The organism is Streptomyces sp. Ncost-T10-10d, from assembly GCF_900091955.1.
GTDB lineage: Bacteria > Actinomycetota > Actinomycetes > Streptomycetales > Streptomycetaceae > Streptomyces.
In genome coordinates, this window is the sequence record NZ_FMDF01000120.1 from 43,431 (window position 1) to 58,561 (window position 15,131).

The 15,131-nt window shown below is 66.3% G+C and carries 12 protein-coding genes and 1 pseudogene; 9 read left to right on the forward strand and 4 right to left on the reverse strand.

The features are described 5' to 3' along the window. Window positions 1-386: 386 nt before the first annotated feature. Together GA0115254_RS19525 and GA0115254_RS44575 are read right to left on the reverse strand one after the other, a co-directional pair. Complete coding sequence (locus tag GA0115254_RS19525; RefSeq protein WP_256102686.1) at window positions 387-1,097, reverse strand: hypothetical protein; 711 nt, start codon at window positions 1,095-1,097, stop codon at window positions 387-389. 235 nt (window positions 1,098-1,332) lie between these two features. After that, window positions 1,333-2,673, reverse strand: coding sequence for a hypothetical protein (locus GA0115254_RS44575; protein ID WP_176740194.1), 1,341 nt, complete (start codon window positions 2,671-2,673; stop codon window positions 1,333-1,335). 2,122 nt (window positions 2,674-4,795) lie between these two features. Here GA0115254_RS44575 and GA0115254_RS44580 point away from each other — a divergent pair. Together GA0115254_RS44580 and GA0115254_RS19540 are read left to right on the forward strand one after the other, a co-directional pair. Continuing rightward, a complete protein-coding gene (locus GA0115254_RS44580; protein WP_176740195.1) occupies window positions 4,796-4,963 on the forward strand; it encodes a hypothetical protein in 168 nt (55 codons plus the stop codon). Further along, complete coding sequence (locus tag GA0115254_RS19540; RefSeq protein WP_052845190.1) at window positions 4,960-5,301, forward strand: hypothetical protein; 342 nt, start codon at window positions 4,960-4,962, stop codon at window positions 5,299-5,301. Before GA0115254_RS44580 ends, GA0115254_RS19540 begins: the two co-directional genes overlap by 4 nt. Window positions 5,302-5,819: 518 nt before the next feature. On the opposite strand, the gene GA0115254_RS19545 is transcribed toward GA0115254_RS19540, so the two are convergent. Both GA0115254_RS19545 and GA0115254_RS19550 read right to left on the reverse strand, forming a co-directional pair. Beyond that, window positions 5,820-6,362 (reverse strand): hypothetical protein, encoded by a 543-nt coding sequence (locus tag GA0115254_RS19545; RefSeq protein WP_093896580.1) that lies wholly within the window; start codon window positions 6,360-6,362, stop codon window positions 5,820-5,822. Next, on the reverse strand, window positions 6,353-6,973 hold the full coding sequence (locus GA0115254_RS19550; RefSeq protein ID WP_093896581.1) for a hypothetical protein: 621 nt from the start codon (window positions 6,971-6,973) through the stop codon (window positions 6,353-6,355). Before GA0115254_RS19550 ends, GA0115254_RS19545 begins: the two co-directional genes overlap by 10 nt. A gap of 278 nt (window positions 6,974-7,251) precedes the next feature. Here GA0115254_RS19550 and GA0115254_RS47670 point away from each other — a divergent pair. The 7 genes and pseudogenes from GA0115254_RS47670 to GA0115254_RS19580 all read left to right on the forward strand — a co-directional run. Next, window positions 7,252-7,372 (forward strand): annotated as a pseudogene (locus GA0115254_RS47670) (IS5/IS1182 family transposase); the annotation flags it as partial. 87 nt (window positions 7,373-7,459) lie between these two features. Further along, a complete protein-coding gene (locus tag GA0115254_RS19555) occupies window positions 7,460-7,777 on the forward strand; it encodes a hypothetical protein (RefSeq protein WP_030944093.1) in 318 nt (105 codons plus the stop codon). After that, a complete protein-coding gene (locus tag GA0115254_RS19560) occupies window positions 7,774-9,225 on the forward strand; it encodes a hypothetical protein (protein WP_141720868.1) in 1,452 nt (483 codons plus the stop codon). The genes GA0115254_RS19555 and GA0115254_RS19560 overlap by 4 nt, the downstream gene beginning before the upstream one ends. A 330-nt stretch (window positions 9,226-9,555) precedes the next feature. Then, on the forward strand, window positions 9,556-11,718 hold the full coding sequence (locus GA0115254_RS19565; protein WP_093896583.1) for an ATP-dependent nuclease: 2,163 nt from the start codon (window positions 9,556-9,558) through the stop codon (window positions 11,716-11,718). Then, on the forward strand, window positions 11,715-13,529 hold the full coding sequence (locus GA0115254_RS19570) for a UvrD-helicase domain-containing protein (RefSeq protein ID WP_176740196.1): 1,815 nt from the start codon (window positions 11,715-11,717) through the stop codon (window positions 13,527-13,529). Before GA0115254_RS19565 ends, GA0115254_RS19570 begins: the two co-directional genes overlap by 4 nt. A gap of 207 nt (window positions 13,530-13,736) precedes the next feature. Next, window positions 13,737-14,072, forward strand: a complete 336-nt coding sequence (locus tag GA0115254_RS19575; RefSeq protein WP_176740197.1) for a hypothetical protein — start codon at window positions 13,737-13,739, stop codon at window positions 14,070-14,072. Window positions 14,073-14,495: 423 nt separating this feature from the next. Then, entirely contained in the window at window positions 14,496-14,705 is a 210-nt protein-coding gene (locus GA0115254_RS19580) for a DUF6243 family protein (protein WP_093896585.1), read from the forward strand. The last annotated feature ends 426 nt before the right edge of the window (window positions 14,706-15,131 follow it).

Consider the following 15,131-nt stretch of genomic DNA (forward strand, 5'->3'; position numbering starts at 1 on the left):
GTTCACGACGGCCTCATGCAATTGGCGGACTGTTTCGGCGTGTTGTGCTGAGGGGGCAGCGCGGGCATGCCTCGTCGATCGGTGGGGTGCCGTCGTCGCCTTCCTGAACGTCTCGGCGCCAACGATCATGTCCAGGTTTCGGGAGCATTCAGCTGGATGCCCAGACATGGGTCAAGCTTGTTGGTGTGCAGGCCGGTTGGAGAGCACTTCCACAACAACCTCGCCTTGATCGCCCTGCCCCGTCCCCGGACTGAGGTCGAATTGATCCTCGACGGACTTGGTTAGTCAGGTGAGGTGACCTGTCCAGGCATGCTCATGGTCGCGCGTAAAGGACGCCATTACTGCAAGCTCCTGCCGCTGCGTCAATGACATGCTAGGGAGTTTGTTCATGGCGCCTCGTGTGACGACTGGGGCCGTGCTGGGTTTGGAGTGATGAACACCGCGAGGCAGCGGAATTCGCTACTTGGGCCCTCAAACTGGGTGTACGGACGCCAGGCGAGCGTGTAGGCGCCGCGCAGCACTCGGGTGTTGTCCGGGAAGGAACCGCCGGCCCACAGCAAGGTGCCGCTCAGTTGGCGCCCGTGGTGGATGCGGAACTCCTCGTCCCTGGTGGGCATCCTGCGTTGCCTGGGGCGCCACAGGGCCGCCTCGTTTGTGATGAGCAGGGCCAGCCCGTTCTGGTCCTCGCGGTCGCAGAAGCGTTCCAACCTTGCTACGTCCCGCAGGAAGTCCCTACGTGCGACGTCTGGGGCGTTGTGTCCGCGCAAGGCGTACTCCTCGGGAGGCGTCCCTGCTGTACCCGACCATTGTCGGGTCACGTACTTGAACTCGATTGCCGTACGGCTCGCCGGCCCCAGGCACAGTAGGTCCAGGTACTCCGAGGCGTTGCTTCCGCGCACCGGGATCTCGAGACGGCACCTGACATCCGGTGCGACCTCGCCTACAGCGAGGGCGAAACTGTGCTGGAGATCGGCCTCGGAGTGGAACACCGGCCGCCGCGCGCGTAGACACTCCAGGACTTCGTCCAGAGTGGCGCTACCCGCGATCGTCTCCAGAGTGGCGGGCGGGGGCGGGGGTGTTGGCATCGGCGTGGCCATGACGCCATTGAAGACTGTGCGGCCTGCCCATGTCAGCTGACGTCGACTACCGTCGACAGGACGTCGGCCACATTGCTGGACGCCGAGGCGCTCATGATCCGCCGAATGTATCTTCAAAGGGGCCGATACCGAGGATGCCGTCGGGCGGCAGCGATCTCCTAAAGAAGGTTGATACGACGGAACCCGGGCTTGCTCGACTACTGGGTGCAGCGGCGGGGTGCATCGTGACCGACGGTTATCGAGTCGCGCCTCGGGAGCACGTTCCGCACGCCGTACGGCCTCCTCTGAGGCTGGTCAGGGTGAGGGTGATGGCCGTGCTGCACCTGCAGCGGCAGCGCCACCGGTCGGTGGTCTTCCCCGGATAGGGCTCCAACGGCTCGAACCCGGCGGCGCGTGCCTCCGCGGCGGCTGTCGCGGGATCGGTTCGGCCACCGGATCGGGGGCACTTCTTGCAGCCGGTGGTTCCCGACCGGACGGATGACAGGCGCGTCATGACCTCGTTTCCGCAGGAACAGCGGCAGCGCCAACGGTCCGTGGTACGGCCAGGGTACGGCTCCAGCGGTTCGAACCCGGCCGCTCGTACTTCGGCGGACGCACGCTCGTCGGTTGCCGAGTTGAGGGCACAGAACCGGCAGCCCTTCGAACCGCTGTTGACGTTGGAGTAGGTGGGGCTGGTTTCGAGACCGCATGTGGTGCATCGGCACCGCCACGGTGTTTGGCTGCCCGGGTAGGGTTCAAGCGGTTGGAGTCCGGCCGCGCGCATGGTTTCTTGGGCCTTCGGCGCGTTCGTGGCGGCGCGTTTCGCCTGGGTTTCCTTTGCCCGGCAGACGCGACAGCGCTGGCCCGCGTTACGGACGGCACTGAACGTCGGACGCCCCTCGTGCCCGCAGGTCATGCAGCGCGAGGGCCAAGTCGCGTTGGTGCGGCCGGGATACGGCACGAGTGGCTCGTATCCCACAGCCCGCATCTCAGCGGCTGCGGCCTCCGCGTCGATGAGGACCGCGGCACGGGGTCGGCCGCCAGTTCGGGGCGGATAGGGTTTTTCTGCGTTCCGTGTTTCCTCATCGACCATGGCCCAGACCTCGGCCGCCGTGATGCGGGCTGCGGAGCAGGTCTCGGTCCAGCCGTTCGGCATGATGTCGCTCGTGAGGAAAGGAATGAGTCCGGCCTGATGCAGGCGGCCCAGCACGGCCTGCTCGACGTCGTAGGCGGCTGCGCCGGTGGTGTAGTCACGGGCCTGATGCAGTTGCCAACCCTGGCGTTCGTGTTGGATGAGGCGAGAGGTGTAGCCGGTGCAGGCACCGATCCCGATCTTGACGGCTTTCCACTCCTGGTGGGTGATCACGTAAACCTTCGACGGTCCTGCCAGGTCGATGCCGTGGGTGGCACAGAACTTGCATCCTCCACCAGCACGAATCTTCATGAGCGTCGGGGAGACCTCGTTGCCGCAGGTTACGCAACGGCACCGCCACGCAGTCACCGAGGTGGCATAGGGCTCCAGCGGCTCGAGCCCAGCCGCGCGCATGGCAGCCACCGCGATGTCCGGGTCGGTCTTTCTACCCGCTGCCGCCCTCACGTCGGCACAGTGCCGACAGCCGCCCTGGCCCGCCAGAATGCCGCCCAGACTCGGTGACGTCTCACGCCCACAGCCGTTGCAGCGACACCGCCACGCCTTGTCACGACGCCCGGCGTACGGTTCGAGCGGTTCCAGGTCAGCGGCACGCATGAGGGCCTCGGCTTCGTCCGCGGGCCAGCGGCGTCGGCCACCCAGGGAGGGAGGGCAGTACGGGCATGCCCGAAGGCCGCGCCTGAGGTTACTCAACCTGATCTCGACGTCTCGGCCGCACGGGAGGTGGCGGCAGTGCCACAGCCCGCTCGGTCCTGGGTAGGACTCCAGCGGCTCGAGGTCGAAGTCCTTCGCCTCAATTGCGGCCCGGTCCCCGTCCGTGCGGGGCAGTTCGCGGCGACGCGACCATGCCCGGCTGATGCCCTGCCCGGCGTTCTTGCGCCCGCACGGGCCGCAGCCCCCTTGTCCGCCCTTGACCGACCCATGAGTGGGTGTCCCGATCGTGCCGCATGTTGTGCAGCGGCACCGCCAGGGCATGTCGGTCCCGGGATACAGCTCCAACGGTTCCAGACCCGCCGACCTCATGAGCGCGGCGGCCTGGTCCGGATCGACCGGCGCGTTCGGCGCGCACCATCGGCACGGTCCCCCTCCGCGTTTGATGTACGAGTAGCGCGGCTTGACCTCCCGACCGCACGGCACGTGCCGGCAGCGCCAAGGGGGTGTCGCCCCGGGATACGGCTCCAGCGGTTCCAGGCCGACCGAGCGCATCAACGCCACCGCCGCCTCCGGCGGAATCGATGCCGTGCCTGAGCAGTACCGGCAGCCGCCCTGCCGACCCGCGGCAATGTTGCCCAGCCGCGGTGACACTTCTCTCCCGCACGCTTCATGGCGGCAGCGCCAGGGCTTATCACTTCCTGGATAGGGCTCCAGTGGTTCGAGCCCGGCATCCCGCATAATCAGCACCGGATCGCGTGGATCCTTCCGCGGACGTCCCGTCGCCACCCGGCCTCCTTCTGAAGTGCCCACTTTCGGGGTGAGGATCGCACGCGGCACTGACAACAGCCTTGTTGCCGTCGCGAGCTTGGGGCGGGCTTCCTCGCGGCGGCCTTCTTGCTTGGCCCTTCCGGGCTGTCCTGTTCGTGGCCTTCTGCAGCTTGTGGACGTTGGCAGGCCCGTTTTCGTCGCGAGGAGACTTCGCTCGGGTGGGGACTCGTTCAGGGCGGTCATGAGGTCCGATGAGCTCTCCCAGTCCTGCTGGCGGTTTGGGCGCTGCTTGCGGGTATCGGCGGGTCGCTGCGCTCGGTGACCGGGCGGCTCGTGGGGTGATGTCCCGAGGCGCTACTTGGTCCGCGACTGGTCCGGCGGGATCTCCTTTGGATGCCAGACAGTAGCTCTAAGAACCCAATTGATTACAGTGGGCACCTATAATGTCGGGGCGCCTGGAGCGCAACATACCTCCAGGCAACCCGAATGCAGGCTCTAGAAGAACCCAAGCTTCTGAGGGCTGTAAGAACAAAGAACGTTCTTGGTCTGCTGGTGGTACAGCATTCATGGCGTTGTGACCAGGGGGAATGAAGATCGTACTCACTCTGACGGGGGACTTGGCCCGTGTATGGTCCGGATCTTGGTCTTGATGGGTTGGGCGGGCGTAACTCGCGGAGAAGTGCTGCACTTCAGGCGCTCATGGGAGAGCGAAGGCCAGCTCGCGGTTGTGGCGAGCCCGGATTGGCGGCGTGGCGGTCGCCTGGGGGCGAGGGGATCGCAATCGCCGTCCTTGGGCGCGGGCAGTGATCCGTGCGGGTTCCGCGCGAGTGTGGGTGAGTCGAACGGCAGTGTGGCGTCGTGCCTGGGTAAGGGCGACGTACAGGGAACGATGCTCTTCGCCTTCGAGGACGAGGCTGCTGTACATCGGGTGTGGGGAGCAGATGGCTGCGCCTGCCTGGCATGCAGGCCGAGATGGGAGCATTCCCGCGGGTGCGGGGATGCTCCCGCGCAGAAGGCCCGCCGGACTGCCAGGCTCGGCTGCTCCTCGCGCCCGCGGGGATGGCCCCCGAAACGGCGTTCAGGATGAGTCTGGGGCTGTGCGTTCTCTACAGCGTGGTCATGGTCCTGAGGCGGAGGGGTTGAGGTAATGGCGAGATATACGGTGGCTCTGCACGGTCACGCGGCGCTGCGCGTCGAGGCGGAAGCGGAGTCCGTGCAGGAGGCCAACCGCCTGGCGGTCGCGAAGGCGCCAAAGGTGAAGTATGTGCAGAGCCGGACGCCGGTGACGACGAGCAGGCTGGAGGGGCCGAAGTGAGCGAGATCAGGCGCGACGAGTGGGTTGGGATGACCAAGTCGGCCAGGAGGTACGAGCCGTTCTGGGAGAGCGTCCGGGAGGCGGAGGCGCAGGGGCGTCCGGTGATGCACGTCGTTAAGGTCGGCAAGTTCATCATGCAGGCGTCCACGGACATCGAGCTGGCCAAGCTGTTCGCGGAACACCAGGTCTTCGACCAGGATGAGGTCGGCGAGTTCGACTGGGTGCCGGACGAGTTCGAGGTGCTGCATCTTCGGTTCAAGAACACGCGGACCGGGGAGTGGGAGTCCACCATCCAGTCCATCTCGACGGTGCCGGCGCTGCCGGAGGCGCCGAAGTGAGTGAGCCGCAGGTCGATTGCGTGCGCTGGAGAGCGGCCTGCTGCGGCGGGCTCTTTTAGAGGTATGTGATTCCGTGCTGCTTGGGGGTGACCGTGGCACGGCGGAAGCCGTGGGAGTCAGTGACGAGCTGTGGGCGGTGATCGAGCCGTTGCTGCCGAAGCATGAACGACGCCCCGGCGCAAGCCCCGCACCTTGTGGGCGATCTCGACCTCGCTGGTGAGCGGTGACGTCGGTCGGGGATCCTCTGGGAAATCCGGACCACTCTCGGCGCCCTCGGTGCAACCGGGGAGGCTCTATCGTCGCCCCGGACAGGCCACACCACCATCGTCGACATTCGCATCGACCTGGTGGAGTCACCACGTTGGGCTGTCCGGCGAAACTCGTGTCGCCGGACCGACGGGGACAAGCCGATCTACACAGCGCGTGGACCGGGACAGCGCCTGACAGGCCCTCGGCGGCGTCCACACCGCGGCGATGAGTCTGCAGCGGCCGTAGGGTGCCCGGCGGCCGTCCATGCCTCAGCCCTCGAGGAGATCACCCTGGGGGAGGATTCCCGGCATGTAGCCCCTGGCAGGGGACAGATCCCGCCAGTCGAGGTCCCCCTCCTCCACAGACGCCACTCGCCAGTCGTCCTCCTCGTTCATGCTGCGGAATGCCTCGTGCAGGAAGTCGGGGAGCACCTCGCTGTCCCGACGGCCCGGGCGGCGTCGGTCCTCAGGAACCGTCCAGTCTGCCGCGAAAAGAGTGCCGTCGATGTAGAGCGTGCGCTCCTCGCGAGGCCGGTGGCGGGCGAGCAGGCCCAGGATGTCGTCGCGAAGGCCCGAGATTTCGTTGCGTCGAGCCGCCCGTTCCACACGCTGCAGCACCGGCGCCAAGACCCCGAGCGTCACGCCGAGCGCCGCGAAGCCAGCCACGACGTAGTCGCCCAGAATGAGTGGTTCCTGATGGGCGAAGGCGTCCAGGAACGGCGTGTAGTAGGCCAGCACATGTAGGTCCGGGTCGACGGGAAGGTCTACGGCGCGGGGGTCGGCTGTGTCCGGGTCGATCGCCGTCAGACGCATGGGGCTAGTGGGGGGGAGGAGAAGTGCACCGCGCTCGCGTATGCGATCTTCGGCACTTCGCCCTTGATGGTCTTGACTGTCCTCTTCTGTTCCTCCATGGCTTCGCGCAGCTTCTTCGTCAGCGGGCCTGAGCGGCCCTTGGCTTCCGCGACGACATAACCGCCGACGGTCCGCTCTCCGAAGAAGTCCGCCCGGCTCTGGCCGGGGGCGAAGGTGAGGTTGCAGGCGGAGGCGTAGCGGGCGACGTGCATGAAGAACCGGACGGATAGCTGCCTCTCGGCGAAGATCTGGCACATGGCCTGCCCCAGGGTGTAGGACAGCATGCCCTTCTCGGAGGGGTCGAGTTCGCGGGCGAGGTCGGTACGTGTGATGCGACGGATCGGATCATCGCTCCAGCTGAGATAGGCGGGCAGTACCGCCACCCTGTGGCACCACTCGTACGCCGATGACCTCCCGTGCTTGGTTTGGTCGTACGGGGCCCTGCCCGTGATGAACAACGCGCGCGCCAAGTCTTGCGGCAGGACTGGTAGATCCTGCTCGGCGGGGACTCCGGTACTGGCCGGGAAGAGCGTGGCATCGGTGCGCACGTGTGCGGGGCCATTGAAGAACATCGTCGCCGCTTTCCGGGTTCAGGGCCGTCATACACAGACCGTGAGGATCGTCGTACCGGCATCTCTCTATCACCCCGGTCCGCAGTCCGCCCCGGCATCAGCGGAGACGGAAGCGATTCCCCGGGAACTCTGGCTCGCCGCATTGCTCCGGCCACGCCAGGCGCCTGTGTCCGCGTGCCGCCCTGACGGAGACGGGCGCGTCGGACCGCGCCGGCCATCAGTCACCGAAGCGACCCACGACAGCCGCATGTTGCTGGAAAGTGAGCGTCGGCGTGGGCCACCACATCATCCGGATCTGTGAGCGACAAGGCGTCCCTGTCCTCGCCGACCGCGCCTATACCGGCGCCGGCCCCCCACGTCGCCGCCGGCCTCAAACGACCACCCGGGGGCGAACTCACCCGACGTTGCGCTACCGCGGTCCTCCAGCGAAGACGGCGGTGTCCGAGTCCCGATCCGGGAACCGGAGGCCAGTTGTAGGCTCCCGCCATGCCGATCTTTGAATACCGGGGCGAAGCCGCCAACTTGAAGGTGCTGGCGCGGGAAATAGAGGCGGATCAGCACCTCGCCGGAAAGTGCTCCCTCGCCCTCACGCCCCTGCAGCAGAACAGGCGCGACTCCTTACGCCACGCCCACTGGGCGGAGATCTCCATCTCCGTCGCCGCCGGACTGGCCACGAACACCCTGTATGACGCCTTGAAGGCACTGGTCGAGCGGGCGCGTGACCGGGGGCCCGTGGAGGAGGCGCCTCCTCGACCGGAAGACGACGACCAGGGTGCGGACGGCTCGGAAGGGGTGAACCGGTGACCGTCCACTCTCCACGTCTACGGAACTCGAGCGGCGCCGAGTTGAATCTGCGCAGCCAGATCCTCTTCCAGGATCAGACTCGCACGCGCACCAGCGATCTTGTGACGGCGGTCGGCTCCTGGCACAAGACCTACGTCCACGAGAGCAGCCACTGGGCGCGATATCACGGATCCACTGTCGGCATTCTTCTGAGCCTGCTGCGGCGCACGAGGGACCAGTTGGCCGCGTACACGATCTCTCACCTGCCCCGGCAAGACGTGGAGCATCTCCACGAGGACCGGAGCAGCGGACTCCCCTTTTTCTCCTTCGAGCGCTACCCCAAGCACGCCCAAGGGGAACTGAAATACAGCGAACTGGATTGGCTCAACCTCTACTTCGCCTACTACCTCCTCTTGGACCCGGAGGGTCTGACGGAGTTGGACACCGCCACCTGGGACATGCGGGCGGCAATGGAGCACTCCCTCGAAGACATGTGGCGCCAGGGTGCGGGCATGGAGATGGTCGAGTGTCCCGATGACGTACGCGTCGGCATCGACGGGCCTCTGAAGCTCGTGCACACCTCCGAGGGCCCGCTCACCACTCGCGTCCTCTTCGAGTGCGCGGCGGTGCTCGACGAACTCTTCCAGTTCGAGGGCGCCTTCATACGGAAAGCTGACCCGGCGCTGCGCGAGTTCTTGCTCGAGGTGCTGAATGGCGAGTATGGGATGCCGTGTCGCCTGGCACGTGCTCTCGCAGGGCGCACCCTCGGCGGAAGTACCGTCCTGGCACTCATCGACTTCGCACTGAACCCTGTGGTCCCGGGCTTGAACTCCGACGACCCGTCCGTCGACTGGAAAGAGCTCTACCCTCCCTACCGGTTCGTGACGGCAGCCAAGGCGATGACGAGCTGGGAGACGGACCTGGAGTTCCAGTATCCGAGCCACGAGGCGACGGTCCACTTCCAGCACATGCTGGCCAAGCGCAGTGGGTTACGGATGGGAAGCGTGGCTTCCCGTCTGTCCGACCTCTCGACCCTCCGGGAAGTCGCCACGACCCCCATGCACCTGTCCGCGCGTACGCCTGCCGTGTCCCTCATGTGCGCTTCACGTCTGCTTGCCCTGCGGGAAAGAGACGTCTGTTCAATCTCGCACTACGGCGTCAATTTCCTGGGCGAGAGAGCGACCAGGTTCATCAAGCCCGACCGGGACATGCAGTGGCTGTTCCCGGTGTTCCAGGTGAGTCAGGGTGAGTACCGGTGGCCGGCCGAGCACGTGGGCCTCGATGAGGCGACGGACCTACTGATAGGTGCCGCCGTGGCGTCGGCGTACGACGACATCCTGCACGGCGTCGGCCCTCTCGCTCACGACCACCTTCCCCGCAGCCTCTTCGACGACGTCGGACAGGTCGAAGCGCTGAACCAGGTCCTCAAGGACTCGACAGGACTGGCCATGGGCTGGCATCGGACCTGATGCGGACCCATTCACCGCTCCTGGCGCAACGCCTTCGCTGAGCACCGGTCAGGCTGTGCGCCTCGTACATGGCCATCCCTCACCCGGTCCGTCGGCCTATGAGGTGGTGGCCGCACGGGTGCCGTATGTCGAACATTCGGGAGTGAATTCAGATCGATAGGCGACCGAAACTGAATCAAATACGACCGCTGTGCATTTAGAGAATTATGGTGACAAGATGCGGCTCCAGATCCTGAGGGGGTGACGGCATCTCATGGGGCTTGTGGCTGCCTTTGCTGTGTGTTCCCGCCGGGCGTCCCAGGGTGTGTACGAGCGCAGCAAGGAGCCGCGATGACCCAGCCCAGTGATCCGCGTGCCATCCCAGGCCCGCGAGACGGCTCCGCCGAACCACACGGGACCGTGGTCCCGGTGCCGCCCCGGCTCACCAAGGCGGTCATCCGCAACTTCCGGCTGCTCCGCAGAACCGAGCTTTCCTTCACGGACAAGGTGACACTGTGCGTCGGCCGCAACAACACGGGAAAGACCTCGCTGGCAAAACTGTTCGAATTCTTCGTGGCGAGGAAGAAGGCCGCGCTGCGCATCGAGGACTTCTCCGCCGACTGCTACGAGGAATTCCTCGCCGCCCATCGCCTCTTCGCCTCGGGTGAGGCGGAGCAGGCGCGCGACACGGTTCCGGCAGTCACCCTCACCCTCCACATCTCCTACGACAAGGACTGCGGCCAGTACGGACCCCTGGCCCCCTTCGTGGTGGACCTTGACCCCGACTGCTCCGAGGTGGTGATCAGGTTCGCCTTCGGGTTGGGGGACGGTGCCCTCAAGGAGTTCTTCGGCGGCGTGCCGGTGGGGCCGGATGCCACGGCCACGCTTGAGCAGCTGGGCAGAGGTATCCCGAAGCACTTCGAGATGTCGGTGATGGCGGTCGACCCGACCGATGAGGCGAACGTCCGACCGGTCGACCTCGCGGACGTGCGCACCCTGGTGAGGGTGGACTTCGTCGAGGCGCAGCGAGGGCTGGACGACGAGAGCGACGGGCATGCCGCACCAATCGGAGCGGTCTTCGAGCAACTCCTGACCGCGGCGGAGAAGAGTCAGAACGCGACGTGGCTGGAGGAGCTCGCCGCGAACATCGACAGGACACTCGTGGACACCTCCGGCAGTCTCGACAGCAGCCTCCAGAAGGTCCGAGAACGGGTGGCGCCGACGTTGAAGGCATTCGGCTATCCGGGTCTGGCCAACCAGGAGTTCGTCACGGCCGCCCGGCTGGACTCCAAGAGGCTGCTCAGGAACTTCGCGCGCATTCACTATCCGGGAGTGGCCGGTGTGCGGTTCCCGGAGTCGTACAACGGCCTTGGTACGCGGAACTTGGTGATGATTCTGCTCAGGCTCTTCACCTGCTACCGCGACCACACGGCGACCTCTCCGGAGTCGGGGATCCATCTCGTCTTCCTGGAGGAACCGGAGGCCCATCTGCATCCGCAGATGCAGGAGGCGTTCATCCAGCGACTCACGTACTCCGTCAATCTGTTCCCCCGGATCGACGCGCAGATGAGAGCGACGATGCCCGGGCAAAAGGGAGCGGTCGAGGAGAGCAGCACCGCAATCGACAGCAGCCCCCGGTGGAACGCTCAGTTCGTGGTGACCACCCACTCGGCACACGTGGCCAACCGGGGACACTTCTCCGACATCCGGTACTTCCGGAAGGAGGAGGACACCGTGGAGAGCGGAAGCGAGCCGGGGCCGGCCCGCACCGTCATCAAGGACCTGTCCCAGGTGACCGGCGACGAGAGGTTTCTCCGCAAGTACCTGACCCTCACCCGGGCCGACCTCTACTTCGCGGACAAGGCCATCCTCGTCGAGGGCGCCAGCGAGCGTATCTTCGTCCCGGCTGCGGAGGAGGAGCTGGCGGCGAGGAGGCCCGGAGAGACGCCCCAGCACCAGTACGTGACCTTGATGGAGGTCGGAGGGGCGCATGCCCACAGGTTCTATCCGCTGCTGAAGGTCCTCGGGATTCCAGCCCTGATCATCACGGATCTTGATCCCGTCGACGACAGGGAGCCCAAGATCCGCAAATGTCTGGTGTCCGAATCCGGACGCACGTCCAACCAGTCCATCAGGGCGTGGTCCCCCGAGATGGCCGACATCACGGTGGCCGAGCTGCTGCAGCGGGCCGAGACGGACCCGCCGATCGCCGGCGGCAGCATGTGCCTCGCCTACCAGGTGCCGGAGGAGCCCGGCGGTCCGTGCGGCCGCACTTTCGAGGACGCCTTCGCGCTGGCCAACCGGGCCCGGTTCGGTATTTCCACGGGTGCCGCCCCTGCCGAGGAACTGGAACAACAGGCCCGTAGCAGCGTGGAGACCAGGCGCAGCAAGGTCGACTTCGCCCTCGACCATGTCCTCGGAGACCACGACTGGCAGGTCCCGAAGTACATCAGGCGCGGCCTCGAGTGGCTCATGGCACAGGACGGGGCGGCGACGAAGGCGGACGTCCAGTGACGACGGAGGCGGAAGATGTCACGCACGCGATCCTGACGGCTCTCCAGGCGGGCCGTCACTTCAAGGTGGAGGCCGGTGCCGGTGCGGGCAAGACCAGCTCACTGATCGAGGCGCTCCAGAGCATCCTGGCTGATCGCCCCCGCTACCTCCCGCGGCCCCACCAGCGCATCGCCTGCGTCACCTACACCAATGTGGCCCGCGACGAGATCATCAGCCGTACCGACCGCAGCCCGTACGTGTTCGCCGAAACCATCCATGGTTTCCTGTGGCAGTTGCTCTCCCCTTTCGGCAAGCACCTGTTGCGCCACATCGTCGAGCTGGACATCATGCTGTCGAAGATGGAGGGCCACACCTCACTGGACGGCTACACCGTCGAGTACAGCACCGGCTTCCAGAAAGTGGACCACGACAGCCGTCGCGTGCAGCTGGGTCACAACGATCTGCCCGTCCTCGCGAGGGCGTTTTTCGCCCTTCCCAAGTTCCGGGCCCTGGCTGCCGATCGGTTCCCGATCGTCTTCGTGGACGAGTACCAGGACACCCCCGCCGGTCTGGCGGAGGCCATGCTGGGCACGCCGGGCGATGAGGCCACCGCGCGCGGCCCCCTCTGCGGCTTCTTCGGGGACCATTGGCAGCAGATTTACGACAACGCGTGCGGGGCACTCGAGGACGCCCGCCCGACACCGGTCTTCAGACGGCGCAATCGGCGCTCGCAGCGCGCCGTCGTGAACCTCCTGAACACGATGCGTCCCGAATTGACGCAGACCATGGCGTCAGGAGTTGGCGAGGGCACCGTCGCCGTCTATCACACCAACGAATGGGCCGGGACGAGGCTCACCCACCACCGGAAGGGTCAGCTCGGCTGGGACGCGGCCCACGCGGCTCGGAAATGGGTACTGGACGACGCCCGCGACCGGTTATGGAGCACCGGGGCATCCGGTCACGATGCCCAGGCGCGGGCGGAGGAGCCCAGCACGAAGATCCTCATGCTCACGCACGAGACGATCGCCGGCGAACTGGGATATCAGAAGCTCCACGGGGCCTTTCGGCGCAACGATTCCTACGTGAGGAAGGAGGACCACGCCATGGCCTTCTTCATGGACACGCTGGAACCGGCCCTGCTCCACCACCGGAACAAGCGCTACGGCGCGATGTTCGACGCACTCGACCCCCGTGGCCGCCCACCCATCAACTCGTCGGCCGACAAGCAGGAATGGATGGCGTTCCTGACGAAACTGGGGGAGGCCCGCAAGACGGGCACGGTCGGCGACGTCCTCGACCTCTGTCTTGAACAGCAGCTCTTCGACGGCCTGGGGAAGGTGCGCGAGCGTCACCGGAAGGCCGTGCCACCATCCGGCACCGACCCGCAGGCTGTGAGTGACGACAAGGCCGAAGCCCGGGCGGCGGCGCGGTCGAAGGAGTACCAACAACTGCGCCAGGTGCCGTACGCGGAGTTGCTGGCGTTGAGCGAGCACCTCGGCGGCGGCACGCCCTTCGCCACACAACACGGAGTCAAGGGACTGGAGTTCAACCGGGTCCTCGCCGTGGTCAGCAAGGGACACTCCCGCTTCCAGATCCCCGAGATGCTGGCTAACTTCTCCCGGCGCGACGAACTGATGGACAAGGAACTGGAGGCGTTTATCAGGGCACGCAACCTCTTCTACGTGGCATGCTCACGGGCCAGAGAGCATCTGGCCATCCTCTTCACCACGAAACTTGAGCCCGCTGCACTGGACACCCTCCGGGAGTGGGTCGGCGAGTCGCGGATCACGTCGCTGCGGTTCGACGGGGATACGGTGGTGGGTGGCGAATGAGGAACGAGGCAGGCCGGACGGATCCCCGGGCCAACCCCAACAAGGGATGCCCTGGGTTGCTGGTCGCCCGGATGCGATCGCCTCATGACGACCTCGGGCAGCTCCCGGCCGCCAAAGATCACGGAGGAGGTGGGCGAAGGTCGGAGCGCCCCGCAGTCGCCCGCCGTGAGCCCGTGTATCTCGACCGGCCCCGGGCCGCATCCAGGGTTGAGCAGGGTCGAGAACTCTCCGGACCGTTCGCCTTCCGGGCTGATCGTCACCACCGCGACGGACAGCACTCGGGTCCCGGCCACCGGCGTCACGGTCCGCGACGATATGCGTCAGGAGGTCTTCCGCCCGCTCCCCATCCACCTCGGCGCGCTGGACGAGACCCTGAAGTGGGGCGGCGAAGCCGTCGAGGCGGCCGATGCCCGCATCGACGTCGAGCTGACGGTTCAGGACGGCACGCTGCACCTCTGGCTCGGCCTCGACAGGGTGGACGTCCGGGCGGCTTGCGACGATTTCGCCCGCCTGCTGCACACCCTTCCGTACACCGACTGTTAGGTCGGTGACGACCATGTACTGCTGCGCCTGCACGGCGATCTCGAGACCGATCCCCTTTTCCCTTGGCCGCCGTAGGCATGGATGCCTACGCCTCCGGGCCGAAGGATCGGCGACGGCTCATTGAGCAAGTCACCGATGGGCCTGCGGAAGCACAGGCCAAGCAGCCGTATTCGTGAGCCCGTAACGCGAGCCGGGCCACGTTCTTCGCTCCGCTTCAGGCTGGCAAGGGCGTGACAGGAATGGCGCTGCAGAGCCCCCGCTGGCTCTTTCAGGAAACGGCTGCCCCTGGCTCACCGAAGGCCCGGCCGACGCCGGGACGGCGAAAAACTTGGTATGCGGGCCCCTGCTGACGTCCTTCGACGTCGCTGTGCCGTTCCTCACCGATGAATCCGTAGATCACTTCACAACATTCCGGGAGAACCCGTGAGCAAGAACATCAACAACCCCGTGGGCATGGGCGGCGGCCAGCGCAAGAAGCTGTCCCGCGCCGAACGGCAGAACAACGGTCCGCACCGCAACCTCGACCGCCAGGGTGCCGCCGACCAGAAGGCGGAGCTGGTGCGCAAGATGCGCGAAAAGGCCGGCACAGCCGAGGGTGCCGGGCAGACCGGCGACAACACCGCACAGAGCTGACGCACCGCCACCGCAGGGCGGCACCGCACGGGGCAGGGTCCGGACCGCGACACGTGGCCCGGGCCCTGCTGCCGTACCGAGCGCGACCTGCCCCGCTCAGGTCCCGGCCGAGCATCCGCGTCTCAGCTGGCCAACCGGGGCAGCCGCAGATTCAGCAGCCTCGTCACCGCCACCACCCCGAGCTGCACCAGTAGCGTCACCACCAGCGCGTTCCCCGTGCACAGCCCGGGCGACACCGCCTCGCTGAGTTGGCCAGCGTCGACGCGCGCCAGGGGGCTCTTCGAGTCTGAGTCGGGTGCAGTAAGCCGTGGAGAGAGGTTCGAGTGCCTCCGGCGGCAGGCCCGTGGGCGGATGGTCGAATCGGGTTCAGTGTATGAATTTCACCATGTCGCTGACCTGCGAAATCGCATCCCAAAGTTCGAGTAG